The sequence below is a fragment of the Rhodopseudomonas parapalustris genome (assembly GCF_053772255.1).
This window is the reverse complement of record NZ_JAMKBZ010000004.1, coordinates 53,619-78,624: the sequence shown is the minus strand read 5'-3', so window position 1 is coordinate 78,624 and position 25,006 is coordinate 53,619. Positions and strand designations below refer to the sequence as shown.

Here is a 25,006-nt window from a genome sequence, read left to right as displayed (position 1 = left end):
CGTCTAGCACCAGGCGGGGTGGGGCACGGCACTGACGAGATCGGCCTGATCGCGCAGGCATAGCCTTCGGGACCAGCAGTCCGCCGGCCGCGCTGATAAGGCTACAAGGCGTCTATTTGGTGGCCCCGTGGCCGAGCGCGATGCCGATGGTGCGGGCGGCTTCCACGACGTGGACGGAGTATTCCTTGATCTGCTTGCGCTTGACGCGGATGTCCGGGCCGGACATCCCGATCGCGCCGATCAGTTCGCCGGAGCGGCCGATGATGGCGCAGGCGCAGGCGGCGATGCCTTCGCGCCATTCGCCGTGCAGCACCGACGCATAGCCCTGCGCCCGAATGGTGCGGATGTCCTCGCGCAGATCCTCGATCGTGGTGCGGGTCGAATCCGTATAGCGCTTCAGATGCGGGCGCAGGATCTCGAGATAGTCGTCGGGCATCCGCGCCAGCATCGCCTTGCCGGTCGCGACCGTGAAAGCCGGCGCGCGCATCCCGACACTGGTGTGGGCGCGGATGTGATGGGCGCTTTCGATCTTGTCGACGTACAGAACCTCGGTGCCGTCGAGCACCGACAGATGAACAGTCTCGCCGGTGACCTCGGCGAGCCTGGTCATTGCCGGACGCGCGATCCGGACCAGATCCATGCGCTGGATGACGTGATGGCCGAGCTCCCACAGCTTGGTGGTCAGCTCGTAGGTGCTGTGCGGTGGGATCTGGCGGACGTAACCCTGAGATTGCAAGGTCACGAGTAGCCGGTGCACGTTGCTCTTGGTGAATTGGAGCTGGTTGGCGAGGTCGGTGACGCCGCGCGGCTGCTCGCTGAGCGCAAGGGTCTCGAGCAGTCGAAGTCCCTTGATGAAAGCTTTGTCCATTCAGGCGGCCGGGCAATATCTCTTTGCTGGAAATGACGACCGGCAGTCGTAACTGCCGGTCCGAGTTTGCAGTGCGCCGGCTTACTGGGCCAGCATCGCGTTCAGCTTTTCTTGTCCGTATTCTTCATTGGTGGAATTCCCCGCCGGTGACTTCGCACCCCAGAAGTCCGGGCTCCATTCGATCGCCTTGGCGACGTTGTCGGGGTTGTTGGCCCAATATCGCGCGATGTTCTTGTCGGTCGCCGCATCGAACACGACCTTCGACGGCAGCGCCACCGGGAAGGTGGAGGTCAGTTGCGCGGCGCGCTTCGGATCGAGCCGCCACGACAGCAGCTTCAGCGCATTGTCGTAGTTCGGCGCGCCCTTGGGAATCGAGAAAAAGTCGTAATAGACAAAGCCCTGGTTGAAGGTGAGGTCGATCGGCGCGCCTTCGAGCGCCAGCTTGCTCATCGAGCCGGTGTAGGCCAGGCACATATCGGCTTCACCGTCGAGCAGGAGCTGTGGCGGCTGCGCGGCAGTGGTCCACCACTTGACGACGTAGGGCTTGATTTCCTTCAGCTTCTTCAGCGCCCGATCCATGTCGATCGGGTACAGCTTGTCCTTGCTGACGCCGTCGGCCATCAGCGCGGCCTCGAAGGTGAAGCGCGGCCACGCCGGCATGCAGCGGCGGCCCGGAAACTTCTTCACGTCCCAGAAGTCGGCCCAGGTCTGCGGAGCTTTGTCGCCCTTGAACTTGTCCTTGTTGTAGACGAGGCCGACGCCGATCACCTGCAGCGCGACGCCCTTCTTGCGCTTCAGATTGTCCGGCATCGCAGCCAGAGTCTTGTGGGCGGATTCCGACAGCTTCGAGTAGTCGATGTCGGCCAGGCAGCAATCGCCGAGCAGCTTGGTTTCCTGGTCGAAGATGAAGGTCAGGTCCCACTGCGCCTTGCCGGCTTCGGCCTGGGCCTTGATGCGCGGGCCGCTGCGGGCCTCCTGCACGGTGACGACCTTGATGCCGGTTTCCTTCTCGAACGGATCGTACATCACCTTGCGCAGCGCATCGCCGTAGCCGCCGCCCGGATCCTGCATGATCACGACATTGCTCTGGGCCGTGGCGGTCGCCGCCCCCAGGGCGATGACGGCCGCCGAAGCCAAGGCCGGCAGCGTGAATCGTTTCAATCCCAACATTCTGCGTTTCCCTCGTGGTTTGATTTGTCGTCAGCTCGCTTTTTGCGAGGTTGCAAGCACCGGCCGGGCGAGGAACAGCCCTCCCACGACCAGCAGCACTTCCAGCGTCGAGACCACCGCCAGCACCGGATTGAGTCGGTAGTTGATGTCGCCCCACAGCATCAGCGGCAGCGTCTTGAGCTGCGCGCTCGACAGAAACAGCGTGAGCACCAGTTCGTCGAACGAATGCAGGAAGGCGAAGAACGTCGCCGCCGCGAGACCCGGCGCGATTGCCGGCAGCGTCACCAGCCGCAGCACGGTCAGCGATGAGGCTCCGTGCACCGCGGCGGCCTGTTCGAGCCGCTTGTCGACGCCCTGCAGCGCGGCCGCCAGGATCACCACCACGATCGGCAGGCCGCCGATCGCGTGGGCGGCGGCGAGGCCGAACACCGAGCCGATCAGATCGAACTTCAGGAACAGCGTGTACAGCGACAGGCCGAGCACCACCGGCGGCACGATGATCGGGCTGACCAGCAGCAGCATGATGGCGGACTTGCCGCGGACATCGCCGCGGACGATGCCGAGCGCCGCACAGGTGCCGAGACCGACCGCGATGATGGCCGAGACCGAGGCGATCATCGCCGAAGTCCAGAACGCCCGCATCCAGTTGGTGTCGGAGAAGAACTGCTCGTACCAGCGCAGCGAAAAGCCGGGCGGCGGGAAGGTCAGGTAGCTGGCGCTGCTGAACGAGATCACCATCACCACGACAATGGGGAGGATCAGCACGGCGACGACGAGGCCGCCCATCAGTCGCACCGTCCAGGTGCCGAAACTGGCCGGCAGCATGCCGAGCAGCCGCAGCAGCGGCCAACCGATCGCGTCCGCGACGCTGCTGCCGATGGTGCGGCGGGCCGGATCGTTCGCTGCCTTCCGCGTCGCGCCCGCGGCGGTCGACTCGGTCAGCTTGCGTCCGCCCCAGATGAATTCCAGGCCGAGGAAGCGTCCGGCGATCGCCACTACCGCCAGGGTGATCAGCAGCAGCACCACGCCGAGCGCCTGCAGGAAGCCTTCGGACGTCACCGAATCCGCCTGCTGGGTGATGTGCATGGCGAACATCTGATCGCCCGGCCCGCCGAGCAGGGTGGGGGTGATGAAGAAGCCGATCGCCGCGACGAACACCAGCAGGAAGCCGGCGCCGATGCCGGGCAGCGTCAGCGGCAGCAGCACCCGCCAGAACACCGCAATCGGGCCGGCGCCGGAGGCGAGCGCCGCGCGGGTCAGGCCGGGATCGAGCCGCGACACGCTGGAATAGATCGTCAGCACCATCAGCGGCAGCAGCACCGCGGTCATGCCGAGCAGCACGGTGCCGCGATGAAACAGCAGTTGCACCGGCTCGCCCAGCACGCCGATCGCCACCAGCAGCTTGTTGATCGGTCCGGTGCGGCCGAGCAGCACCATCCAGGCGTAGGTGCGGATCAGGATCGCGATGAAGTAGGGTAGCACGATCGCGGTGGCGATCAGCGCACGCGTCAGACCACGGGTGCGATGAATCAGCAGCGCGGTCGGATAGCCGAACAGCAGGCACAGGAACGCCACCGTGACCGAGATCTGCATGGTCCGGACCAGCGATTCCCAGTACAGCGGCACGGCGAACACGCGCTCGAAATAGGTCAGCCAGCTCGGGCCGCTGATGCTGATGCGGATCAGGTCGATCAACGGCAGCAGATAGATGAAGCCCAAAAATGCCACCGCCGGCAGCAGCAGCAGCGCCGGGTTCTTCAGCTTCATCGCCAGGCTGGAGGTCGGCTGCCGCCGTGGCTCGTCGGTCAGCGAAAGCGTCGTCATGCCAGCACCCAGCAGTCTTCCGGGCCCCAGCTGACGTGCAGACGATCGCCGATATTCGGCAGCGGCCGCTTGGCGCTGTCGGGGCAGCGCACCAGCAGCGTCTCGCCGCTTTCCATCTCCGCCTCGATGCGTAGGGTCTCGCCGAGAAAGATCGCCGAGGTCACCGTCACCGGCGTCGAATTCGCGGTGGCTTCGTCCGCAATCGCGATCCGCTCCGGCCGCACCAGCACGGTGACGCGGCCGACGTCGATGGCGTCGCGGCTTTCGGCATCGAACACGTAGCCGGACCGGTTCTTGAGCGTCACCGTGGTGCCGCGCTTCTGCATGATCTCGGCTTCGATCAGATTGCTCTCGCCGACGAACGAGGCCACGAAGCGATTGGCGGGATGACGATAGATGTCGAGCGGCCGGCCGATCTGCACGATCTTGCCGGCATCGAGCACAGCAATGCGATCGCTCATGGTCAGCGCCTCGCCCTGATCATGCGTGACGAACAGGATGGTGCTGCCGATGGTCTGATGCAGATCGCGGATTTCGATCTGGATCGATTCGCGCAGGCGGCGGTCGAGCGCGCTGAGCGGCTCGTCCATCAGCACCACCTTCGGCCGCATCACGATGGCGCGCGCGATCGCGACGCGCTGCTGTTGGCCGCCGGACATTTCCGACGGCGCCTTGTCGGCGTGCGCCGACAGCCGCATGATTTCCAGCGTCTCGGCGACGCGACGTGCGGTGGTGGCGCGATCGACGCCGGCCATCCGCATCGGAAACGCGACGTTCTGCGTCACCGTCATGTTGGGGAACAGCGCGTAGCTCTGAAACACCATGCCGAAGCCGCGCTTGTGCGTGGGCACGTTGTGCACCGGCTTGCCGTCGACGAGGATTTCGCCGCCGTCGAGAGACTGAAAGCCGGCGAGCAGATTGAGCAGCGTGGTCTTGCCGCTGCCGGAGGGGCCGAGCAGGGTGATGAATTCGCCGGGCTCGATGTCGAGATTGATGCGGTCGACCGCGTGAAACTGGCCGTAGCGCTTCTCGGCCTCGCGCACCGCGATGCTGGAGCCGATGACCTGCCGCGTCTGCGCGGCCTGCAATGCTGCACCTCGCGCGCCGAAACTCCCTGCGCGCAGAGCCACTGGCTCGGCCATCGTTCCCTCCCTGATCAGTTCCGACTTCGTCGTTCTATATTATGAAACGCTATTCCAATTATTCTTGGCGGCCGTCTCCGCGTTGTCAAGTCGGGGGACCGCGTGCTGTGACGCGGTGGTGCGAGCCGGCGGCCGCATCCTGCAGCGCGGCGGCACGATCGGCATTGACAGACGCTCGGCAGCGCGACTAATTTTATTTGGAAAGACGTTCTACAATATAGAACAACAAATCGGGAGGTGGATCGTGGCGAGCGATCTTCGCGGACTGGCGAAGTATGTGGAGCCGGGAATCCGGCTGGGGCTGCCGGTCGATTATGCCGGCGTCTCGATGGCGATGACCCGCCCGATCATCGAACGTAACACCGGCAACCTCCATCTCATCTGCGTGCCGACCGGCGGCCTTCAGGTCGATCAGCTGATCGGCTCCGGCCTGGTCCGCACCGTCGAGACCAGCGCGGTGACGCTCGGCGAGGCCGGCGGCGCGCCGCGGTTCAACGCCGCCGTCAAGGACGGCTCGATCAAGCTGATGGACGCGACCTGCCCGGCGATCCACGCCGGTCTGATGGCGGCGCAGAAGGGCAGCCCGTTCATGCCGATGCGCGGGCTGATCGGCAGCGACATCCTGCGGCATCGCAAGGACTGGCGCGTGATCGACAATCCGCTGGCGGATGGCGGCGATCCGGTGGTGCTGATCCCCGCGATCAAGCCGGACGTCACCATTTTCCACGCCCCGATGGCCGACCGCTTCGGCAATGTCTGGATCGGCCGGCGCCGCGAGCTTGCCGCGATGGCCTATGCGTCGGCGATCACGCTGGTGACCGTCGAGCGAATCGTGGACGAGAGCCTGCTCGCCAACGAGATCACCGCAGCCGGCGTGCTGCCGGCGATTTACGTCACCGAAGTTGCGCACGCTCCGAAGGGCGCCCGGCCCTACGGGCTGTGGGGCGAATATCCGGCCGACACCCAAGAACTCGTCCGCTACGCCCGCGCGGCGCGCACCGCCGAAGGTTTTGCCGACTATATGGCGACGACGCAGATGGAGCCCGCCTGATGACCGACATTCATCCGCGCGAGATCCTGATCTGCACCATCGCCAAACTGCTCGACGGCGTCCGCCACGTTGCGGTCGGCGCCTCCTCGCCGATCCCGGCCTCGGGCGCAATGCTGCTGCGGGCGCTGAAGCAGCAGGCCGGCGAGACCGGACCACGGATCTCGATCCTCGGTTCGGTCGAGCACAACTTCTTCACCAACGGCTCGGCCGAACTGTTCGACTGCGCCGGCCAGGGCCGCATCGACGCGTTCTTCCTCGGCGGCGGCCAGATCGACGGCCAGGGCAACATCAACCTGGTCGGGGCCGGCGAGTATCCGCAGTCGCAGGTGCGCTGGCCGGGCTCGTTCGGGTCGGCCTATCTGTACTACGTGGTGCCGCGGGTGATCCTGTTCCGCGAGGAGCATACCCCGCGCGCAATGGTCGAGAAGGTCGACTTCATCAGCGCGCCCGGCCTCAGCGACGAGGGCGTGTATCGCCCCGGCGGCCCGATCGCGCTGCTCACCAGCAAGGCGCTGTTCCGTTTCGACAAGGACCGCCGCGGCTTCGACCTACAGAGCGTTCACCCCGGCTATGATCTTGCTGCGATCAAAGAGGCGACCGGATTCAAGTTCGCCCACGATGAGACGCCGGCGCAGACCGCGCTGCCGGATCCGCAGGTCCTGAAGCTGCTGCGCGAGCGCGTCTATGACGAGGTCGCGGAGACCTATCCGGACTTCGCCGCCCAGATGCGGCGCGAGATCGCTCAGCCGCTGTCCCATGCGTCCTGAGCCGATCGGCGAGCAATCCCACGGAGATGGCGTGTGAGTGAGATCAAGCGTATCCCGCATTGCAGCCACTGGGGCGCCTATACGCTGCTGGTGCAGGACGGGAGCATCGTCGGCGTCGAGCCGTTCGCGCACGATCCGGCGCCGTCGCCGATCATTCATTCGGTGCCGGAATGGGCCAATCCGAAGCGCCGGGTGCCGCGGCCGCTGGTGCGCGCCGGCTGGCTCGACAAGCGCGAGCACAGCGACCGGCGCAAGCGCGGCGCCGAGAAGTTCGTACCAGTCAGTTGGGACGAAGCCACCACGCTGGTGGCGGATGAAATCCGCCGTGTCTCGACGACTTACGGCAACGCCTCGATTTTCGCCGGCTCCTATGGCTGGACCAATTCGGGCCGGCTGCATCACGCTTCGTCGCTCTTGAAGCGAATGCTCAATCTGGTCGGCGGCTTCACCCGCCACGTCGATACCTATTCGATCGCCGCCGGCCCGGTGATCCTGCGCCATACGCTCGGCAGTTCGGATGCCTGCGACGGCCGCGCCAACACGCTCGACACCATCGCCGACCACACCGAAACGCTGGTGGTGTTCGGCGCGCTGTCGCCGCGCACCGCGCAGACCGAAGCCGGCGGCATCGGGGTGCATCGGGTCGAGTCGTATTTGCGCAAGATCGTCGATCGCGGCATCCGCATCGTGCACGTCTCGCCGCTGAAGGACGATATGCCGGAGTGGGTTGGCGCCGAGTGGTGGCCGATCCGTCCGAACACCGATGCGGCGCTGATGCTCGGCCTCGCCGGCGAGATCGTGCTGGCGGACCGCCACGCCCGCGCCTTTCTCGATCGCTGCACCAGCGGCGCCGAACAACTGCTGGCCTATCTCGACGGCTCGGCCGACGGCGTCCGCAAGGACGCGGCCTGGGCAGCGGAGATCTGCGGCCTCGATGCCGAGGCCATCCGCAAGCTGGCGCGCCGTCTGGTCGAGACCCGCAGCATGCTGACCGCGAGCTGGAGCTTGCAGCGCGCCCATCATGGCGAACAGCCCTTTTGGGCGGCGATCGGGCTCGCCTCGATCATCGGCCAGATCGGCCTGCCGGGCGGCGGGGTCGGCTTCGGTTACGGATCGCTCGGGGGCGTCGGTTCGCCGTTCAACATCGGCAAGTCGCCGGCGATCTCGCAACTGACGCGGCCGATCGACAGCTTCATCCCGGTGGCGCGGATCAGCGACATGCTGCTCAATCCGGGCGGCACCTTCACCTACGAAGGCAAGACGCAGACCTATCCGGATACGCGGCTGGTGTATTGGGCCGGCGGCAATCCGTATCACCACCATCAGGATCTGAACCGGCTCGCCGAAGCGTGGACGCGGCCGGAAACCATCATCGTCCAGGATCCGATGTTCACCGCGACGGCGCAGCGCGCCGACATCGTGCTGCCGGCGACGACGTCGATCGAACGCAACGATCTCGCCGGCAACCGCCGCTCCGACTTCGTCATCGCGATGAAGCGGGCGATCGCGCCGGTCGGCGAGTCGCTGCCGGATTTCGAGATCTTCGATCGCATCGCCGACAAGCTCGGCGTCGCCGACAGCTTCAACGAAGGCCGCGACGAGATCGGCTGGGTGCGGCATCTCTACGAAGAGGTGCGGCAGGACGCGGTCGGACGCCACGGATTTGAGATGCCCGACTTCGACAGCTTCTGGGAGCGCGGCTACGCCCGCTGCCCGGTGCGCGCCGAGCACACCTTCCTGGCCGAGTTCCGCGCCAACCCTGCGGCTCACCCGCTCGCCACCGAGAGCGGCAAGATCGTGCTCGGCAGCCGCACGCTCGCCGGGCTCGGCTATGACGATTGCCCGCCGCACCCGGCGTGGCTCGAGCCGGCCGAATGGCTCGGCAAGGGCGAAGCTCCGGACCTGCATTTGATTTCGCATCAGCCGGTCGGACGGCTGCACAGCCAGATCGAAACCGGCGTCGCCAGCGTGGCGGCCAAGCGCAACGGCCGTGAACAGGCTAAGCTCAATCCGCAGGACGCGGCGGAGCGGGGCATCGAGGACGGCCAGACCATCCGGATCTGGAACGCCCGCGGCGCCTGTCTGGCGACCGCGACCGTCACCGACGCGGTCCGCCCCGGCGTACTTGTGCTGCCGACCGGCGCCTGGTTCACGCCGCGCGACGAGAACGGCCTCGAAGTCGCCGGCAATCCCAACGTGCTGACGCTCGACATCGGCACATCGCAATTCGGCCAGGGCTGCTCGGCACATACTTGCCTGGTCCGCGCCGAGCCGCACATCGCAGATCAACGCGACGCTTTCGACGAATATCAGGACAAGCTGGTCGCCCTCGCGACCGCCTAAAGAGAGACAGCGCCATGACCAAGCCCGCCATCAGCCGCTTCCCGGTTCCGGAGATCGCCAGCCTGCCGGAGGACATCCGCACCCGCATTCTGGCGGTGCAGGAGAAGTCCGGCTTCGTGCCCAACGTGTTTCTCACGCTGGCGCATCGCCCCGACGAATTCCGCGCCTTCTTCGCCTATCACGATGCGCTGATGGACAAGCCGGGCCCGATCACCAAGGCCGAGCGCGAGATGATCGTGGTCGCCACCAGCAACGCCAACCAGTGCCAGTATTGCGTGATCGCGCACGGCGCCATCCTGCGCATCCGCGCCAAGAACCCGCTGCTCGCCGACCAGATCGCGGTGAACTATCGGAAAGCCGATATCACCCCGCGGCAGCGCGCGATGCTCGACTTTGCCATGAAGGTCTCGGCTCAGGCCTACGAAGTCGGCGATGCAGATATCGAAGCGCTGAAGCGCCACGACTTCACCGAGGAAGACATCTGGGACATTGCGGCGATCGCCGCGTTCTTCGGCATGTCGAACCGCCTCGCCAACGTCACCAGCATGCGGCCGAACGACGAGTTCTATGCGATGGGGCGCTGAGGCGCCTCGTTCGAGCTTCCGCGACGATGCGCAGCGGCCGGCAAGAGCCGCAGCGGCCAACCTTTGAGGAACCCCCCCATGACGCTTCCCGGCGCTGCAGACGTTGCGACCCGGCAATCCATCATCGACGCCTGCCGCGAGATGACGGCCCTCGGTATCAACCAGGGCACCTCCGGCAATATCAGCGTCCGCACCGAGGACGGCATCCTGGTGACGCCGTCCGGCGTGCCCTACGAGTTGATGCAGCCCGAAGACATCGTGGCGATGAAGTGGGACGGCTCGTGGACCGCGCCGGAGGGGCGGGTGCCCTCGACCGAGTGGCGCTTCCATCTCGACATTCTGCGCGAGAAGCCGGAAGCCCATGCGGTGGTGCACGCGCATCCGATCTTCTGCACCATCATCGCGATCATGAACCGGGCGATTCCGGCGATCCACTACATGATCGCAGCCGGCGGCGGCAACGACATCCCCTGCGCGCCTTACGCGCAGTACGGCACCGCCGAGCTGTCGCAGACCGTGCTGGAAGCGCTGCGCTATCGCCGCGCCTGCCTGATGGCGCATCACGGCCTGATCGCGATCGGTCCGAACCTGCGCCGGGCGCTGTGGCTCGCCGGCACCGTCGAGGTGCTGGCCAAGCAGTATCACGGCTGCCTGCAGATCGGCACGCCGCCGCTGCTCTCCGACGACGAGGTCGACAGCATCCTGAAGCGTTGGGGCCAGTACGGCCTGCGCGACAGCGACCGCGCTCCGAAGACCTCCAACTGACAACAACCAAACCTGCGCAAGGCTTGCTCCATGGCCCATCCCCACGACGTCAGCGTCTGCGGCACCTACATCCTCGACATTCTCGGCGTGCCGGTCACCGAAATCCCGGTCGGCGGCGGCCGCGCGCTGATCGATGAAATACGTCTCACCGTCGCCGGCACGGCGGGCGGCACGGTGGTGCCTTGCGCCCGGCTTGGCCTGAAGGCCCTCGCAGTCGGCGCGGTCGGCACCGACGAGAAGGCCGATTGGGTGCTGGACGCGATGGCGCGCGAGGGCATCGACATCTCGGTGATGGAGAAGATCGCCGGCGCGCCGACCTCGGCCACCATCCTGCCGATCCGGCCCGATGGCTCGCGGCCGGTGCTGCACGCGCGCGGCGCTTCGGCGCGCTGGAAGATTTCGCCCGAAGCCCAGAAGGTCGCCTGCGGCAGCAAAGTGCTGCATCTCGGCGGCGTCGGCTCGCTGCTGGCGATGGACGGGGAACCGACGGTGTCGCTGCTGCGCGACGCCAAGGCGGCCGGCTGCATCACCACGGTCGATCTGATTCAGGCGCGCAGCGAAACTCTGCCTCTGCTCGAGCCGCTGATGCCCTATACCGACTTCTTCATGCCGAGCATCGACGAAACCCACGCGCTGATCGGCAGCGACGATCCTGCGACCTGCGCGGGCTACTTCATCGGCAAGGGCGCCGGCGCCTGCGCGATCTCGCTCGGCGAGCACGGCTCGTTCGTGATGACGCGCGACGGCCGGCAGTTCACCGTGCCGGCGTTCGACATCACCGTGCGCGACACTTCGGGCTGCGGCGATTCTTACACCGGCGGCTTCATCGCCGGCCTGGTCCGCGACTGGGATCTCGAGGACTGCGCCAGGCTGGCGACCGCCACGGCCGCGATCGTCGCCACCGGCCTCGGCTCCGGCGCCAACCTCGTGTCGTTCGAGGAGACCGTGAAGGCGATGAACACGCTGCCGGTGCGCGGCGCCCGCGCCCACTGACAATCAATCCGGATCGGAACGTTTCGAGGACCCCTCATGACCAGACATGCCATCGTCACCGGAGCCAGCCGCGGCATCGGCCGCGCCATCGCGCTCGGCCTTGCTCAGCGCGGCTACGATCTTGCGCTCACCGATATCGCCGCACAAGAAAGCGTGCTGCGCGAGACCGTCGAGGAGGTGAAGCAGCTCGGCCGCAAGTGCCTTCCGATCCTTGCCGACGTCAGCAAGATCGAAGATTGCCAGCGCTCGGTGACTGAGGCGGTCGCCGGACTCGGCCATGTCGACGTGCTGGTCAACAATGCCGGCATCCTGCGCCTCGCCATGATCGACGACACCACGCCGGAGCATTGGGATCAGACCTTTGCGGTGAACGTCCGCGGCGTGTTCCAGATGACTCAGGCGGTGGTGGTGCACATGAAGGAGCGGCGCTACGGCCGCATCGTCAACATCGCGTCGCTGGCGGCGCGCACCGGCGGCCCCGGCCAGTCGCACTACGCGGCGTCGAAATCGGCGGTGGTCGGCTTCACCCGCGTCTCGTCGATGGAATTCGGCGGCCACGGCATCACTGTGAACGCGGTCTGCCCCGGCATCATCCAGACCGAGATGGGCCGCAACAATTTGCGCGATCCGGAGCGGGTGACGTATTTCGAGAAGATCACCGACCTGCACCGTCTCGGCGAGCCGGAAGACGTCGTCGGCCCGGTGGCCTTCTTCGCCTCCGACGATTCCGCCTTCGTCACCGGCCAGGCGCTGAACGTCGACGGCGGCATTTTCTATAGCTGATGGCTCAACAGACTTGCGCTGCGCGGCCCCCGCGCAGCGTTGAGCATCCTGCGGGCGGCGCGACGACCAGAGTACTGTGCCTCGCGTGTTCGACGGCGCGTCGCGACAGCTTGCGCGCCTCCGCGCGGCAACTGTCCGCACACTGCAGCTGGGCGATATTATCGTCGCGAACTGCCCGGCTTCCGCAACCCGACCAGCATCTCCGGTATCCGATTGATCTTGGCCGCGACGCGCCCGCCGTGATGCGCAGGTGAGGCATGATGATGGACCGCGACAGCACTCGAGGCCAACGAGTTGAACTCGTGCGCAACCGCTTGCGTTTTCGGGCAGTCTTGCGGAAAGATACGCTGGTGCTGCCGGACAGGATCGAACCGGCGACCTTTCCCTGGGTTGGTCAGCGGACGAGCAAGGCATTACGCTCCCATAGCGGTCGCAAGGATGCTCGGAGAACTTTGAACACCACCAGTAGCCAACAAGGCTAAAATTCTTCCCCCCTCTATCTCTGATTAGGTGACCAGATGGCAAATCAGGAGCCATCCAGTTCCGGAATGTTCGACGATAAATTGAAGGGTCTTGTGATTGATTACCCGGAGGCGGTCGTCAGAATTGCTTCATTGCGGGTAGACCAGGTGCAATATTTTCTATTCGGCCTGGTCGAACTCTACCCTTTTGATATGAAGGCCCCTGGAAGCTGGACGGCCGGAAAACAGCCGTGGTCCGTCCCAGGTCGCTCCGGCTGGTCATGCGGGTTTTCGGCATCTCGGGTGCCCACAGAGCGGGCGCTGAACTGGTACGCTCAAGTCGCTGCGGGCAAAGTGAATATCGCCCCCGAAAATCCTACACCTGTTTGGGCAATGTCACCGAATTTGGCTCCGGAGCCGGCATGGGGTCGTTTCGCAACCTCAGTGGAGGCACCGTTTGCGTTCTGTTGGCACGACGGCCCTAGAGTTCATCGACTCGTACCTATGCGACGGCCACGCCGAGCAATCCACGAACTCAGCGCTATCGAGCCCGCGAGAAACTGGTTACGAGACAATCTCGGCTTTGATTTGTTTCAGTATAATGAATGGTTATGTGCCGCAGCACTACTCGCGCCGGACCCCATCTGCGCATCATTCGAATTATTTCCTTGCGCAAGAACTGTGGCCGGTTCTGAGACACTTGCGATCCATTTAACTCCGAGGCGAACTGCTCAACATACGGCAGACCTTAAGACACTAACTGTCTACGTTGCCGAAAGACGTTCACAAGCCTGGACGGATTTCCGAGCTGTCGCCGTTACTCAAGATGGATTTGCCGCACTTGAGATGCCGCAACCCACCGCTGAGATTGGTTGGGCTTTGGTTTGTCGAGATCGCGGTTTGCTGAGAACTTCGGAGCCTGCCCCGTGGCTCAACCAGACCAAAATCGATATGGCACTTAGCGGCGCCATTGTTGAGGTCCATGTCCCACCCGGTGGTCGACGCAAGCCATTTCAATCTTACAAGGTGCCACAATATAGCTCTTCTCAGATATCGACGATCGGTGACCCCGTTGACGATCGGGGACATGCACGCCTGCTGCGACTAGCTAGGCGACGTCATGCACGAGAACGTATTGTCTCAGCACCGCAATACGTCTTTGGGCTCTGTTCCGCGGCCACGCAGCCGTCCCAGGCCACAGTAGACAAAAAAAGGAAGGAAGCTCAAGAATATGTCGTGAGTCTTATTAGCCGGGCGCGTCGGCGGCTGATATTCGTCGATCCATATTTTGGGCCTCGAGAGATGCGGCTTTTCGCCTTGAGGAACTCTCATCAAGAAGTTGTCCCACGCATCCTTACAGGTCTCCCGTCACTCAAGATGCTGACCGGCAACGTTCTAGGATTTCAGATCCAACAAGGATTTCAATTTGCGCGCGATTTGAAGTACCTCGAAAAGCAGATGGGAGTGCGTACTCCGATTGTCCGTGTCATGCCCGGTCAAGATCAGCCAGCGATACATGATCGTCTTCTGGTCGTCGACGATGAGGTCTGGCATTGTGGCCCAAGCTTCAATGAAATAGGCGAGCGACTTGGGCTCATCACTCGACTGCCAAACCCTATTGAATTACGCGTTATGGTAGCGCGGGTCTGGCTCCGATCGGAATTGCTGGTCGATATGCTCCCGACGCAAGAAGGAGCACCCTAATGGCCGAGTGGGCCGAGGTGAAAGCGGCCGGACTCGCCAGCGCTTCGCAAGTTCTCGAAAGTCGCGCCGATGCAGGCGAGCTTTGCAAACTCGTGGCTGACTGGTTGGTCAAGATCGACGCGCTAGACAAATCCAGTGCCGATAATATCGCGCGTCATCCTGCTACTTTGGCTCTAGTGAAAGAGTTCGAACACAGAGACCTTCCGCAAGTGGCAGAAGCATTGGGCCTGCTAAACCGGAAGGAAGGTGCCATTCCGAAGGGGCGTTGGCTTATTGCCCGCTTGGTCGGTGTTGCGGCCGCCGAGCGCTTTCTGAGCAGTTTGGCCGCAGGCGAGCGCGGCTCGACTTATCTTTCGGGATTAGAGAGTTTTGGGGCGTGGGATACCTTTGAATTGGAAGTTACCAATTGCCTACGTTTGAATGTAGCTGCTCAGAGTGGCTTTTGGAATGAACTAAAAAATCTGGTCGAGAACATCCGAAACGATCCAGGCCGGAGTGCACTAAAGGCTTACGCCGATAGCGCCCGCGCAGGCGCTGATGAATACCAAAAAAAGCCGAATGCCAGCGAGGCTTGGGAAACCCGACTCAATTGCCATGTGCTGTTTGAACAGAGTTTTCTTTTTCACTTTGCCCGGAGGGTTGAACCTGCGCAGTTTCTTGCTCAGCTGGGCCGGTTGCCGCACCCGGTGTTCGTCGAGCAGTGCATTCGTGAGAAGCCCAATGACGATCTTCCAAATCTGATCCGGCTCGCACCTATCGCGTTTGATGAATCTGGAGGTTTCCGGCCCGAGGGTATGGTTCTCTTAGCACTTCTTCGGGCGGCCGGAGCCGAGTGCCGGCGTCGAGCCTGGAACGGCCACGATACAGCCCAACCAGTGGCTGAACCAGATAAAGCAGAACTGGAGCCGGCACTAGCGCATCTTCAGTCGTTCGTGGACGCAATAATGAACGCCGTGTTCGAGCGACCCGATTGCGTTGCTGCTGGCTGGCTCTGGCTTGAGCGCCTCATCTTCGAAGGCGACCACAGAGGCCTTTGGCGCCTCGACCGGAACCAAGCGACGGGTTGGTTCCTCGATCCGCTGATGATGCTGATCAGCAGCCTTTCCATCAAGCTCGAACCGCGTGAAGATGCGGTCTCCTGGATTTTCGGGATTGATGATTTATGGCGAGTTGACCGCATGGCGGCCGTTCTTGCGGTTGCAGCGGCAGAATTTCGCGAAGATGGAGATCATGCGTCAGAAGCCCTGGTAAAGGAGCTCCTGAGAAGAGTGGCGCCACCCTACGCTGGAGCCATCAGCGCCATTCAGCGGTCAGATTCTGTCATTGGGCGGATTGCCGCCCTACACGTATTGGGCGCAGCGGAGCCGGGGCGATTTATTCGAGAGCTGTGGGATGAGCTTCGACCGATCCGAGAGCGTGCTTGGCGAACAGACATTGCCGACTCGGGCAACAACGTTGCGGAATTCTTGGTGCTCTGTGGTATCTGCGCGTTGGAACTTGCCAGTGGCGACACTAAACTCATGCTCTGGTCTTCGCTTCGATCCATTTTAGAGTCTGCTATCCAGACGGATTTTCAATGTACCCGGTCTGAGTTCTGGCCAGCGGCACTTCGACGGCACAGCCGATCGACATGCAAAATCTTGCCCGAGGGCGACCTCGGTCGCCGATTAGACATCCTGTCGGAAGTCGTACGGCCGTACGCTCGCGCAAATCGAGTGCTCTTTGAAATCGTGTTCGCACTTCAGAGTTCTGGAATAGATCTTCGGTCGATAGAGCTGGCCGTTGCACGATGGGGGACCGATTCATCAGTTCTCGCCCGGCGGTACCTAAAGCTAGAGGAGCTCGGCATTAGCCGGGGCCGTCTACCGAGATATTTGCTTGAGCAGGTCCAGTCGTTCGCTCAGCCTAATCCGTCTCTCCCTTTCCATGACGGATCCCCTGAGCAGATCAGGTCCAGCCCGTCCCAAGGATAAGGCGAACATAGGGGTCGAGTTCAGCGCAGATTTGCGCGCTTTGGCCGCATCATCGTGCTTTGTTCTGTCGATTCGAACCTATTGGCCGTCGAGGAGCAAGCTGAGCGACGCGCCCAAGTAGCTGATTTCTCGAAAGATCGCTGGTGCTGCCGGACAGGATTGAACTGTCGACCTCTCCCTTACCAAGGGAGTGCTCTACCACTGAGCTACGGCAGCATCGACCGGGCGGGGAATCGGCCAGTGGGCTCCCGCGCGGCGCGGCCGTTCCTTGCCACAGGGCATCCGCCGGCGCAAGCGCATCGCGCCGGAAGGGCGGGAAAAACCGGCGAAACGCGCGAACGGGTCGCAGCGCGCGGTGACCAATGGTCCTGGGCGCTCTCAAATCTCCTTCGGTCGGGACACGAAGGCGCCGGTCCGCTTGATCTGCATCAGGCGCGGGCCGATTCGGCGGCCGATCTCCTCGCCCAGCGCCGAAAGTGCGCGGAGCGGGCGGACCAGCACCTCGAATTCGACGATCTCGCCGTGGTCGTTGAAGCGCATCAGGTCGACGCCCTTCAGCTCCCAGCCGTCGATCACGGCGCTGAATTCCAGCGCGACGTCGAGCCGGCTGCCGACATAGGTGCGGCGATATTGGAACCGGCGGAAGACGTCGGCCACGGTGGTGAGAACCAGCAGCGTGCCTGGTGCCCCGTGGATCGGCGATTGCACCACCGGGGAGTACAGCACGACATCGCCGGCGAGCAGCTCGCGCATCCGGTCCTGGTTCTTGCCGACGAACACCTCGTGCCAGACGGCCAGCGTCCGCTGGGGTCCCGGAGCCAATGCCGAAGCAATATGGGTCATTGATCTGTCACTCGCGGTGCCATGCCGAAACCATTATGTCGGACGAGGACATCAAGAGTTCAGCGGAATTCACATGGCCGAGATCGATAATCCGCCGCCACCCCGTTCCCGCCGAGATCAACGGCTGGCCGAAGCGCTGCGCGCCAATCTGAAGCGCCGAAAGGCGCAGTCCCGGGGACGTGCCGCACCCGATGCGGGCGGGCCCCAGGAACAAGCGCAAGGCGCGGCGGATCGTTCCGGGGATCAGTCGCCGGCGTCGCGACCGGGCAACGACGAGTGACGCTGGACGGTGTCCCAACGAGAGGCGGTGGATCGTGGCTGACAGAGGCGCTGCAGACGATCGGCCGGGCGATGCCCCGGTCGGGCTGGGGGATCCCCGCCACGACCAGACCTTCCCCGAGCTGACACCGGCCGAAATCGACCGCATCCGCCGGTTCGGCGAGCTCCGGCGCTATGCCGATGGCGCCCGGCTGTTCGAAACCGGCCAGCCGGGGCCCGGGATGTTCGTGGTGTTGTCCGGTCTGGTGGCGATCAGCCAGCGCGATGGGCTCGGCCACATCGCCCCGGTGGCCGAGCAGGGGCCCGGCCAGTTCCTGGCCGAGATCGGCCAATTGTCCGGCCGTGTCGCGATGGTCGATGGTGTTGCCGAGGGCCCGGTCTAATGCCTGCTGATTCCGCCGGACCGGCTCCGCGCCCTCTTGGTCGCGGAGGCTGATCTCGGCGAGCGGATCATGCGGGCGCTGATCCTGCGCCGGGTCAATCTGATCCAGGGCGGCACCGGCGGCCCTGTGCTGATCGGCTCGGCGGTCGCCTCCGATGCGGTGCGGCTGATGGGCTTTCTCACCCGCAACGGCTGGCCGCACCATCTGCTCGATCCGGCGACCGATCACGACGCCGCCGAGTTGGTGGCGCGCTATTCGCCGGCCCCGCGCGAGCTGCCGCTGGTGGTGACGCCGGACGGCACCGTGCTGCGCAACCCGAGCGAGCGGGAACTGGCGCGGGCGATGCGGATGAACGGCCACATCGATCGTTCCAAGCTCTACGACGTCGCGATCGTCGGCTCCGGCCCCGCAGGGCTGGCGACGGCCGTCTATGCCGCGTCCGAAGGGCTGACGGTGGCGGTGTGCGATCAGCGCGCGTTCGGCGGCCAGGCCGGGGCCAGCGCCCGCATCGAGAACTATCTCGGCTCTCCGACCGGCATCTCCGGCATGGCGCTGACCGCGCGCGCCTACAATCAGGCGCAGAAGTTCGGCGCCGACATCCTGATCCCGACCGAAGTGAAGGCGCTGGCCTGCGGCTGCGACGACGGTCCGTTCAAGCTGACGCTCGACGATGGCGGCGAGCTACGTGCGCGCGCCGTCGTGGTTGCCAGCGGCGCGCGCTATCGCCGGCCGCAGATCGACCGGCTCGCCGAGTTCGAGGGCCGCGGCGTGTATTATTGGGCCTCCCCGATCGAAGCGCGGTTGTGCAAGGAGCAGGAGGTGATCCTGGTCGGCGGCGGCAATTCGGCCGGGCAGGCCGCGGTGTTCCTGTCGGGGCATGCGGCGCGGGTGCACATGGTCGTGCGCGGCGGCGGGCTCGCCGCCAGCATGTCGCGCTATCTGATCGAGCGGATCGAATCGACGCCGAACATCGAACTGGTGTTCAACACCGAGATCGCCGCGCTGGATGGTTCACCCGACGCCGGTCTGCAGCAGGTGACGCTACGTAGCCGGCTGTCCGGCGACGACCGGATCATGACGGTCGGCAATCTGTTTCTGTTCGTCGGCGCCGATCCGGCTACCGGCTGGCTCGACGGCTGCGGGGTCACGCTGGATCGCGCCGGCTTCGTCGTCACCGGCGCGCCGTCGGCCGATGAAGCCTTGCGCCCGGCGCAGGCGCTGCAAACCTCGGTGCCGGGCGTGTTCGCGGTCGGCGATGTCCGCTCCGGCTCGGTCAAGCGGGTCGGCGGCGCGATCGGCGAGGGCGCCCAGGTGGTGGCCGCGCTGCACAGCTATCTGGCCGGCTGAAGCTCTGCGCAAAAAAGAGCCCCGGCCGAAGCCAGGGCTCTCGTCGTCCAATCGGTCGTTCCTCAGCGGCCGACGCTGCCGCTCGGCGCACCGGTGGGGTTGGCGCTGCCGCCCGTTCCGACTTCACCCTGGTTTGCGGACGGCGCCGGATGGGTGGGGCTGTTCATGCGCTTGCCGCCCATGCCGGTGGTGGTGCCGGGCGCCATCTTGTTGCCGGGGGCCATCGTGCCCGTGTGCGGCGCGCCGTTGCCGACTTTCTTGGAGCCCATCGCGTTGCCGTGGGAATCGGTCTGGCTTTGCGCGGCGGCCGCCATCGTGGTGGCCAGCAGCGCGGCGGTGGCAAGTCCGGTCAGTCGGGTTACTCGGGATGTCATGGATTCTCCATCGGGTGAATGGTGCGATCGCACCGATGCTGCCCCAACGGACGTCTGCGATGCCCGTTCCGGAATGGCGCGCCGCAGGCCGATAACTTCCGCTGAGCTCCGGTAGCAAATCGTGATCGGTGTCGTTCGGTCCCCAGCGCTGCATGAGTCCCGTGGCACTACGAACCATGTGCGCGAGCGGAACGACCAACCGGACGGCGGGTTGTCGCAACGGATCAAGGAGGAACTAGCAATGCGATCGATGTTGAACAGCTTCGCGACGCCGCGGATCGCCGCGATGGCGCTCGCGTCGGCAGTGGCTGCGGCCGGGCTGCTCGCAGCCGGGTCGGCCGAGGCGCGGGTCTCTTCTTATTGCCTGACCTCGCCGGGCTACGGCTACCCGGGCGATTGCAGCTATGCGTCGTACCGGCAGTGCCGTGTCGCGGCCTCGGGCCGGCAGGCCGACTGCATCGTCAATCCGCGCGCGGCGTTTCGCGAGCCGCGGCATCGCGACTATCGCACCTACGGTCAGGGTTGGTAGCCTAAAGTCGTGATCGTGGGCGGCGGTCACGCCGCCTGCAGCCGCCCGCGTTGCCGCCGTAGCCCTTGAAATCGCCTCAAATTCCACGCTTTTGCCATGGACGGCGCTCCTGCCGTATAATTCCACGGCAAATCAGCGGGAATCGGCATGGATCGCATCAGGATTATCGGCGGCAACGAGCTGCGGGGCACGATCCCGATTTCGGGGGCCAAGAACGCGGCGCTGCCCCTGATGATCGCGGCGCTGCTCACCGACGAAACCCTGATCCTCGACAACGTGCCGCGGCTCGCCGACGTCGCGCTGCTGCAGCGGATTCTCGGCAACCACGGCGTCGACATCATGTCCGCCGGCAAGCGGCCGGGCGACCACGAATATCAGGGCCAGACCCTGCACATCTCCGCCAAGACCATCGTCGACACCACCGCGCCGTATGACCTGGTGTCGAAGATGCGCGCCAGCTTTTGGGTGATCGCGCCGCTGATCGCCCGGATGCACGAGGCCACGGTGTCGCTGCCGGGCGGCTGCGCGATCGGCACCCGTCCGGTCGATCTGCTCATCATGGCGCTGGAAAAGCTCGGCGCCGAGATCTCGATCGACGGCGGCTATGTGATCGCCAAGGCGCCCGGCGGGCTGAAGGGGGCGACGATCGCATTCCCCAAGGTCACCGTCAGCGGCACGCACGTCGCGCTGATGGCGGCGACGCTCGCCAAGGGCACCACCATCATCGACAACGCGGCCTGCGAGCCGGAGATCGTCGATGTCGCCGATTGTCTGGTGAAGATGGGGGCCAAGATCAGCGGCGCCGGTACGCCGCGTATCACCATCGAGGGCGTCGCCAGGCTGCACGGCGCCCGCCACACCGTGCTGCCGGACCGGATCGAGACCGGCACCTATGCGATGGCGGTGGCGATGGCCGGCGGCGAGGTCCAGCTCTCCGGCGCTCGTCCCGAGCTGCTGCAGGCGGCGCTCGACGTGCTGACCGAGGCCGGTGCGACCATCACGGTCAACAACGACGGTATCAAGGTCGCGCGCAACGGCGCCGGCATCAGCCCGGTCACCGTGACCACTGCGCCGTTCCCGGGTTTCCCCACCGATCTGCAGGCGCAGTTGATGGCGCTGATGACCCGCGCCAAGGGCGCCTCGCACATCACCGAGACGATCTTCGAAAACCGTTTCATGCACGTCCAGGAGCTGGCGCGGTTCGGCGCCAAGATCTCGCTCGACGGCGAGACCGCGACCATCGACGGCGTGTCCAAGCTGCGCGGCGCGCCGGTGATGGCGACCGACCTGCGCGCCTCGGTGTCGCTGGTGATCGCCGCGCTCGCGGCCGAAGGCGAGACCATGGTCAACCGCATCTATCATCTCGACCGCGGCTTCGAGCGGCTCGAGGAGAAGCTGTCGGCCTGCGGCGCCAACATCGAGCGCATCAGCGGCTGATGCCGCGAAGGGACCGGCCGTGGGTGATCTCAAGCTGCTTGCCTTCGATGCCGACGATCTTTCGGTGATCTCGGCGCACGTCCAGGACGCTCGCGTCGGGATCGGCGACATCGTCTGGCGCCAGGCCGAGAAGCGCCTGGTGATCGGTCTGCACCGGCTGGATTGGGAGCAGACGCTGTCGGGCGAGCCGGTGCCGGGCCGATTGATCGCGGCGCTGCGGTTCGATCGGGTGCTCGCCTGCAAGTCGCGCGCGATCGACATGACCGCCAAGGACGAGGCGCTCGAATTGATCGGCCTCGAGTTCTATGCCGCGCCGGAGCCGCCCGGCGGCAGCGTGGTGCTGATGTTCTCCCGTGGCGGCATGCTGCGCCTCGACGTCGAATGTCTGGAATGCGCGCTGACCGATCTCGGCCCCGACCCGATCGGCGAAGCCGGTGCGCCGCCGGACGATCTCGGCGGGCTCGGCTGAACCTGCGGCGGGCGCCGCGCTGGCCGTCCGAACCGCGCGGGTTATGAGGGTTGACGGCGGTAAGGCGCCGCGCCATTGAGCAGAGACCGTCCCGCCGCAGCCGCCTGCCGGATCAAATCGATATGCCCATTCGTCTCGATAACACCGCTCCCGATTTCGCTTCCAAGTTCAAAGCCTTCCTGGCGATGAAGCGGGAGGTCGCGGCGGATATCGAGGCCGCCACCCGTGCCATCGTCGACGACGTCGCGCGCCGCGGTGACGCTGCGCTGCTCGAAGCCACCGAGAAATTCGACCGCCTGACGCTGGATGCCGCCGGGATGCGGATCGGCGAGGCCGAAGTCGAGGCTGCGGTCAAGGCGTGCGATTCCGAGACCATCGACGCGCTGAAGCTGGCGCGCGACCGCATCGAGTTCTTCCATCGCCGGCAATTGCCGAAGGACGATCGCTTCACCGATCCGCTCGGCGTCGAGCTGGGCTGGCGCTGGAGCCCGATCGAAGCCGTCGGCCTGTACGTGCCCGGCGGCACCGCGGCCTACCCGTCGTCGGTGCTGATGAACGCCATTCCGGCCAAGGTCGCCGGTGTCGAGCGCGTGGTGATGGTGGTGCCGTCGCCCGGCGGCACGCTCAATCCGCTGGTGCTGGCGGCGGCGCAGCTCGCCGGCGCCACCGAGATCTACCGCATCGGCGGTGCCCAGGCGGTGGCGGCGCTGGCCTATGGTACCGCGACGATTGCGCCGGTCGCCAAGATCGTCGGCCCCGGCAACGCCTACGTCGCCGCCGCCAAACGCCTGGTGTTCGGCCGCGTCGGCATCGACATGATCGCCGGTCCGTCGGAAGTCGTGGTCGTCGCCGACAGGACTGCCAATCCGGATTGGATCGCCGCCGATCTTCTGGCCCAGGCCGAGCACGACGCCAATGCGCAATCGATTCTGATTACCGATAGCGCCGTGCTTGCCGCCGACGTCGAGCGCGCGGTGGCGGCGCAGCTCACCACGCTGCCGCGGGTCAAGATCGCGCGCGCCTCGTGGGACGAGTTCGGCGCCATCATCAAGGTGGCGAAGCTGGAGGAGGCGGTGCCGCTCGCCAACGCGATCGCGGCCGAACATCTCGAGATCATGACCGCCGATCCGGAGGCGTTCGCCGCCGAAATCCGCAATGCCGGTGCGATTTTCCTCGGCGGCCACACGCCGGAAGCGATCGGCGACTATGTCGGTGGCTCCAACCACGTCTTGCCGACCGCGCGGTCGGCACGGTTCTCGTCCGGCCTCGGCGTGCTCGACTTCATGAAGCGGACCTCGATCCTAAAATGCGGCCCCGAGCAGCTCGCCGCGCTCGGGCCGGCCGCGATGGCGCTCGGCAAGGCAGAAGGCTTGGACGCGCATGCGCGATCGGTGGGACTGCGTCTGAATCAGCGATGAGCAACCCGGAACCAGACGATTCCAACAATCGCATCGTCGCGGTGACGCTCGACGAGGAGTCGATCGGGCGCTCGGGACCGGACATCGAACACGAGCGCGCCATCGCGATCTACGATCTGGTCGAGAAGAACCTGTTCGCCCCCGAGGGCGCGGGCGAGGGGCCGTTCACGCTGCATATCGGCATCACCGGCAACCGGCTGATGTTCGACATCCGCCGCGAGGACGGCTCGCCGGTGATCACGCATCTGTTGTCGCTGACGCCGTTCCGCCGCATCGTGAAGGACTACTTCATGATCTGCGACAGCTACTATCAGGCGATCCGCACCGCCACGCCCGACAAGATCGAGGCGATCGACATGGGGCGCCGGGGTATCCACGACGAAGGCTCGCGCACGCTGCAGGAGCGGCTCGCCGGCAAGGTGCGGATCGATTTCGACACCGCGCGGCGGCTGTTCACGCTGATCTCCGTGCTGCACTGGAAGGGCTGACGATGCGCGGCGCGCGCGGGGCAACCTGGCGTGGGCCGAGCGGCGGCGGTGGGCGGCGATGATTGCGCCGTCGCGCACCGGCCTGCCGCACGCCGTGCTGTTCGCCTGCGGTATGAACAGCGTTCGCTCGCCGATGGCGGAAGCTCTGCTCAAGCAGATCGCGCCGCGCACGATGTACGTCCGCTCTGCCGGAGTGAAGACCCAGGAGCTCGATCCGTTCGCAGTGGCGGCGATGGCCGAGCGCGGCCTCGACATCTCCAAGCACAAGCCGACGACGTTCGAAGAGCTCGACGATTACGAAGGGCTGAACTTCGACCTGATCGTCACGCTGTCGCCGGAGGCGCACCACAAGGCGCTGGAGCTCACCCGCACCCACGCGATCGACGTCGAATACTGGCCGACCTTCGACCCCACCGGCGCCGAAGGCAACCGCGAGCAGAAGCTCGACGCCTACCGCGAAGTCGCCGACTCCCTGATGCACCGCATCCGCAAACGCTTCGGTAGGCATGGCGGCGGGAACGAGTAGTCGATAGTTGCCAGGCGCAGCGCAACCTCTCCCCGCGCGCGGGGAGAGGTCGGATCGTCGCGCAGCGATGATCCGGGTGAGGGGGCGTGTCAGCAAGGTCGAGACGCAGTACCCGCGTCTGCCCCTCACCCCAATCCTCTCCCCGCAACGGCGGGGCGAGGGAGCTCGCTGCCGATGGCGTGGGCTCAGTCACCCCGGTCATGTGCATCCATCGCATGCGATGACGCTTCGGTCGTCACGGCGGCGGGAACGAGTAGTTGAGAGCTGGTAATCTGTTTCGGAAAAACGTGACTTGCCTTGCACGCCTTCCCACGGAACGTCATTCCGGGGCGCACCGCTAGGCGCGAGCCCGGAATCCCGAGCTTGTGGAGCGCGCCCCCTTAACATCGAGATTCCGGGTTTGCTCGCTGCGCGAGCGCCCCGGAATGACGTCCCGTGGGAGCGGACGTGAGCATGCAAGAGAGGAGCCCCCACTTCGCAGGCCG

22 protein-coding genes, 1 tRNA gene and 1 pseudogene are annotated in these 25,006 nt (G+C 65.2%); 17 read left to right on the top strand and 7 right to left on the bottom strand.

Annotation, left to right across the window (positions count from 1 at the left end):
• Positions 1 to 112: 112 nt before the first annotated feature.
• The 4 genes from M9H71_RS05255 to M9H71_RS05240 form a co-directional block, all read right to left on the bottom strand.
• On the bottom strand, positions 113 to 868 hold the full coding sequence (locus M9H71_RS05255; protein ID WP_455404025.1) for an IclR family transcriptional regulator: 756 nt from the start codon (positions 866 to 868) through the stop codon (positions 113 to 115).
• Between the two features lie 81 nt (positions 869 to 949).
• Complete coding sequence (locus M9H71_RS05250; protein WP_455404024.1) at positions 950 to 2,038, bottom strand: extracellular solute-binding protein; 1,089 nt, start codon at positions 2,036 to 2,038, stop codon at positions 950 to 952.
• A gap of 30 nt (positions 2,039 to 2,068) precedes the next feature.
• Positions 2,069 to 3,862: an ABC transporter permease subunit gene (locus M9H71_RS05245; protein WP_455404023.1), complete on the bottom strand. Its 1,794-nt coding sequence runs from the start codon at positions 3,860 to 3,862 to the stop codon at positions 2,069 to 2,071.
• A complete protein-coding gene (locus M9H71_RS05240; protein ID WP_455404022.1) occupies positions 3,859 to 5,004 on the bottom strand; it encodes an ABC transporter ATP-binding protein in 1,146 nt (381 codons plus the stop codon). Before M9H71_RS05240 ends, M9H71_RS05245 begins: the two co-directional genes overlap by 4 nt.
• A 244-nt stretch (positions 5,005 to 5,248) precedes the next feature.
• On the opposite strand from M9H71_RS05240, the gene M9H71_RS05235 reads away from it, so the two are divergent.
• The 9 genes from M9H71_RS05235 to M9H71_RS05195 all read left to right on the top strand — a co-directional run bounded on the left by M9H71_RS05235 (position 5,249) and on the right by M9H71_RS05195 (position 16,428).
• Positions 5,249 to 6,055, top strand: coding sequence for a CoA transferase subunit A (locus M9H71_RS05235; protein ID WP_455404021.1), 807 nt, complete (start codon positions 5,249 to 5,251; stop codon positions 6,053 to 6,055).
• Entirely contained in the window at positions 6,055 to 6,822 is a 768-nt protein-coding gene (locus M9H71_RS05230; RefSeq protein ID WP_164606102.1) for a CoA transferase, read from the top strand. Before M9H71_RS05235 ends, M9H71_RS05230 begins: the two co-directional genes overlap by 1 nt.
• A 33-nt stretch (positions 6,823 to 6,855) precedes the next feature.
• Positions 6,856 to 9,165 (top strand): molybdopterin-dependent oxidoreductase, encoded by a 2,310-nt coding sequence (locus M9H71_RS05225; protein WP_455404020.1) that lies wholly within the window; start codon positions 6,856 to 6,858, stop codon positions 9,163 to 9,165.
• A gap of 14 nt (positions 9,166 to 9,179) precedes the next feature.
• Positions 9,180 to 9,749 carry a peroxidase-related enzyme gene (locus tag M9H71_RS05220; RefSeq protein ID WP_455404019.1) on the top strand — a complete coding sequence of 190 codons (570 nt, stop codon included), beginning with the start codon at positions 9,180 to 9,182 and terminating at the stop codon, positions 9,747 to 9,749.
• 78 nt (positions 9,750 to 9,827) lie between these two features.
• The gene (locus tag M9H71_RS05215) at positions 9,828 to 10,514 is read left to right on the top strand and encodes an L-fuculose-phosphate aldolase (RefSeq protein WP_110786455.1); all 687 of its coding nucleotides are present in this window, start codon (positions 9,828 to 9,830) and stop codon (positions 10,512 to 10,514) included.
• Between the two features lie 30 nt (positions 10,515 to 10,544).
• Positions 10,545 to 11,507, top strand: coding sequence for a sugar kinase (locus M9H71_RS05210; protein WP_455404018.1), 963 nt, complete (start codon positions 10,545 to 10,547; stop codon positions 11,505 to 11,507).
• 36 nt (positions 11,508 to 11,543) lie between these two features.
• On the top strand, positions 11,544 to 12,290 hold the full coding sequence (locus M9H71_RS05205; protein WP_455404017.1) for an SDR family NAD(P)-dependent oxidoreductase: 747 nt from the start codon (positions 11,544 to 11,546) through the stop codon (positions 12,288 to 12,290).
• A gap of 518 nt (positions 12,291 to 12,808) precedes the next feature.
• The gene (locus M9H71_RS05200) at positions 12,809 to 14,455 is read left to right on the top strand and encodes a VPA1262 family N-terminal domain-containing protein (protein ID WP_455404016.1); all 1,647 of its coding nucleotides are present in this window, start codon (positions 12,809 to 12,811) and stop codon (positions 14,453 to 14,455) included.
• Positions 14,455 to 16,428: a hypothetical protein gene (locus tag M9H71_RS05195; protein ID WP_455404015.1), complete on the top strand. Its 1,974-nt coding sequence runs from the start codon at positions 14,455 to 14,457 to the stop codon at positions 16,426 to 16,428. The genes M9H71_RS05200 and M9H71_RS05195 overlap by 1 nt, the downstream gene beginning before the upstream one ends.
• Before the next feature lie 141 nt (positions 16,429 to 16,569).
• Here M9H71_RS05195 and M9H71_RS05190 read toward each other — a convergent pair.
• Together M9H71_RS05190 and M9H71_RS05185 are read right to left on the bottom strand one after the other, a co-directional pair.
• A tRNA-Thr gene (locus M9H71_RS05190) sits at positions 16,570 to 16,644 on the bottom strand.
• A 162-nt stretch (positions 16,645 to 16,806) separates the two neighbouring features.
• Positions 16,807 to 17,271: a nuclear transport factor 2 family protein gene (locus M9H71_RS05185; protein ID WP_455404014.1), complete on the bottom strand. Its 465-nt coding sequence runs from the start codon at positions 17,269 to 17,271 to the stop codon at positions 16,807 to 16,809.
• A 73-nt stretch (positions 17,272 to 17,344) separates the two neighbouring features.
• Between M9H71_RS05185 and M9H71_RS05180 the strand changes: the two genes are divergently transcribed.
• On the top strand, positions 17,345 to 17,551 hold the full coding sequence (locus M9H71_RS05180; protein WP_455404013.1) for a hypothetical protein: 207 nt from the start codon (positions 17,345 to 17,347) through the stop codon (positions 17,549 to 17,551).
• An 85-nt stretch (positions 17,552 to 17,636) separates the two neighbouring features.
• A pseudogene (locus tag M9H71_RS05175) lies at positions 17,637 to 19,280 on the top strand (FAD-dependent oxidoreductase).
• 62 nt (positions 19,281 to 19,342) lie between these two features.
• Here M9H71_RS05175 and M9H71_RS05170 read toward each other — a convergent pair.
• Entirely contained in the window at positions 19,343 to 19,654 is a 312-nt protein-coding gene (locus M9H71_RS05170) for a hypothetical protein (RefSeq protein WP_455404012.1), read from the bottom strand.
• A 241-nt stretch (positions 19,655 to 19,895) separates the two neighbouring features.
• Here M9H71_RS05170 and M9H71_RS05165 point away from each other — a divergent pair, with 241 nt between their 5' ends.
• The 6 genes from M9H71_RS05165 to M9H71_RS05140 all read left to right on the top strand — a co-directional run bounded on the left by M9H71_RS05165 (position 19,896) and on the right by M9H71_RS05140 (position 24,521).
• Positions 19,896 to 20,183 (top strand): DUF3551 domain-containing protein, encoded by a 288-nt coding sequence (locus M9H71_RS05165; protein ID WP_415219129.1) that lies wholly within the window; start codon positions 19,896 to 19,898, stop codon positions 20,181 to 20,183.
• 147 nt (positions 20,184 to 20,330) lie between these two features.
• Positions 20,331 to 21,620: a UDP-N-acetylglucosamine 1-carboxyvinyltransferase gene (murA, locus tag M9H71_RS05160; RefSeq protein WP_455404011.1), complete on the top strand. Its 1,290-nt coding sequence runs from the start codon at positions 20,331 to 20,333 to the stop codon at positions 21,618 to 21,620.
• A 19-nt stretch (positions 21,621 to 21,639) separates the two neighbouring features.
• Positions 21,640 to 22,089, top strand: a complete 450-nt coding sequence (locus M9H71_RS05155) for a DUF2948 family protein (protein ID WP_455404010.1) — start codon at positions 21,640 to 21,642, stop codon at positions 22,087 to 22,089.
• Positions 22,090 to 22,211: 122 nt separating this feature from the next.
• Positions 22,212 to 23,507: a histidinol dehydrogenase gene (hisD, locus tag M9H71_RS05150; RefSeq protein ID WP_455404009.1), complete on the top strand. Its 1,296-nt coding sequence runs from the start codon at positions 22,212 to 22,214 to the stop codon at positions 23,505 to 23,507.
• Positions 23,504 to 23,995, top strand: coding sequence for a UPF0262 family protein (locus tag M9H71_RS05145; RefSeq protein ID WP_110786444.1), 492 nt, complete (start codon positions 23,504 to 23,506; stop codon positions 23,993 to 23,995). The genes hisD and M9H71_RS05145 overlap by 4 nt, the downstream gene beginning before the upstream one ends.
• Before the next feature lie 58 nt (positions 23,996 to 24,053).
• On the top strand, positions 24,054 to 24,521 hold the full coding sequence (locus M9H71_RS05140; protein ID WP_455404008.1) for an arsenate-mycothiol transferase ArsC: 468 nt from the start codon (positions 24,054 to 24,056) through the stop codon (positions 24,519 to 24,521).
• Positions 24,522 to 25,006: the final 485 nt, after the last annotated feature.

Coding starts and splice junctions, on each gene's coding strand:
- M9H71_RS05255 (WP_455404025.1), bottom strand. CDS start 868: ATGGACAAAGCTTTCATCAAGGGACTTCGACTGCTCGAGACCCTTGCG.
- M9H71_RS05250 (WP_455404024.1), bottom strand. CDS start 2,038: ATGTTGGGATTGAAACGATTCACGCTGCCGGCCTTGGCTTCGGCGGCC.
- M9H71_RS05245 (WP_455404023.1), bottom strand. CDS start 3,862: ATGACGACGCTTTCGCTGACCGACGAGCCACGGCGGCAGCCGACCTCC.
- M9H71_RS05240 (WP_455404022.1), bottom strand. CDS start 5,004: ATGGCCGAGCCAGTGGCTCTGCGCGCAGGGAGTTTCGGCGCGCGAGGT.
- M9H71_RS05230 (WP_164606102.1), top strand. CDS start 6,055: ATGACCGACATTCATCCGCGCGAGATCCTGATCTGCACCATCGCCAAA.
- M9H71_RS05220 (WP_455404019.1), top strand. CDS start 9,180: ATGACCAAGCCCGCCATCAGCCGCTTCCCGGTTCCGGAGATCGCCAGC.
- M9H71_RS05215 (WP_110786455.1), top strand. CDS start 9,828: ATGACGCTTCCCGGCGCTGCAGACGTTGCGACCCGGCAATCCATCATC.
- M9H71_RS05210 (WP_455404018.1), top strand. CDS start 10,545: ATGGCCCATCCCCACGACGTCAGCGTCTGCGGCACCTACATCCTCGAC.
- M9H71_RS05205 (WP_455404017.1), top strand. CDS start 11,544: ATGACCAGACATGCCATCGTCACCGGAGCCAGCCGCGGCATCGGCCGC.
- M9H71_RS05200 (WP_455404016.1), top strand. CDS start 12,809: ATGGCAAATCAGGAGCCATCCAGTTCCGGAATGTTCGACGATAAATTG.
- M9H71_RS05195 (WP_455404015.1), top strand. CDS start 14,455: ATGGCCGAGTGGGCCGAGGTGAAAGCGGCCGGACTCGCCAGCGCTTCG.
- M9H71_RS05185 (WP_455404014.1), bottom strand. CDS start 17,271: ATGACCCATATTGCTTCGGCATTGGCTCCGGGACCCCAGCGGACGCTG.
- M9H71_RS05180 (WP_455404013.1), top strand. CDS start 17,345: ATGGCCGAGATCGATAATCCGCCGCCACCCCGTTCCCGCCGAGATCAA.
- M9H71_RS05170 (WP_455404012.1), bottom strand. CDS start 19,654: ATGACATCCCGAGTAACCCGACTGACCGGACTTGCCACCGCCGCGCTG.
- M9H71_RS05165 (WP_415219129.1), top strand. CDS start 19,896: ATGCGATCGATGTTGAACAGCTTCGCGACGCCGCGGATCGCCGCGATG.
- murA (WP_455404011.1), top strand. CDS start 20,331: ATGGATCGCATCAGGATTATCGGCGGCAACGAGCTGCGGGGCACGATC.
- hisD (WP_455404009.1), top strand. CDS start 22,212: ATGCCCATTCGTCTCGATAACACCGCTCCCGATTTCGCTTCCAAGTTC.
- M9H71_RS05145 (WP_110786444.1), top strand. CDS start 23,504: ATGAGCAACCCGGAACCAGACGATTCCAACAATCGCATCGTCGCGGTG.
- M9H71_RS05140 (WP_455404008.1), top strand. CDS start 24,054: ATGATTGCGCCGTCGCGCACCGGCCTGCCGCACGCCGTGCTGTTCGCC.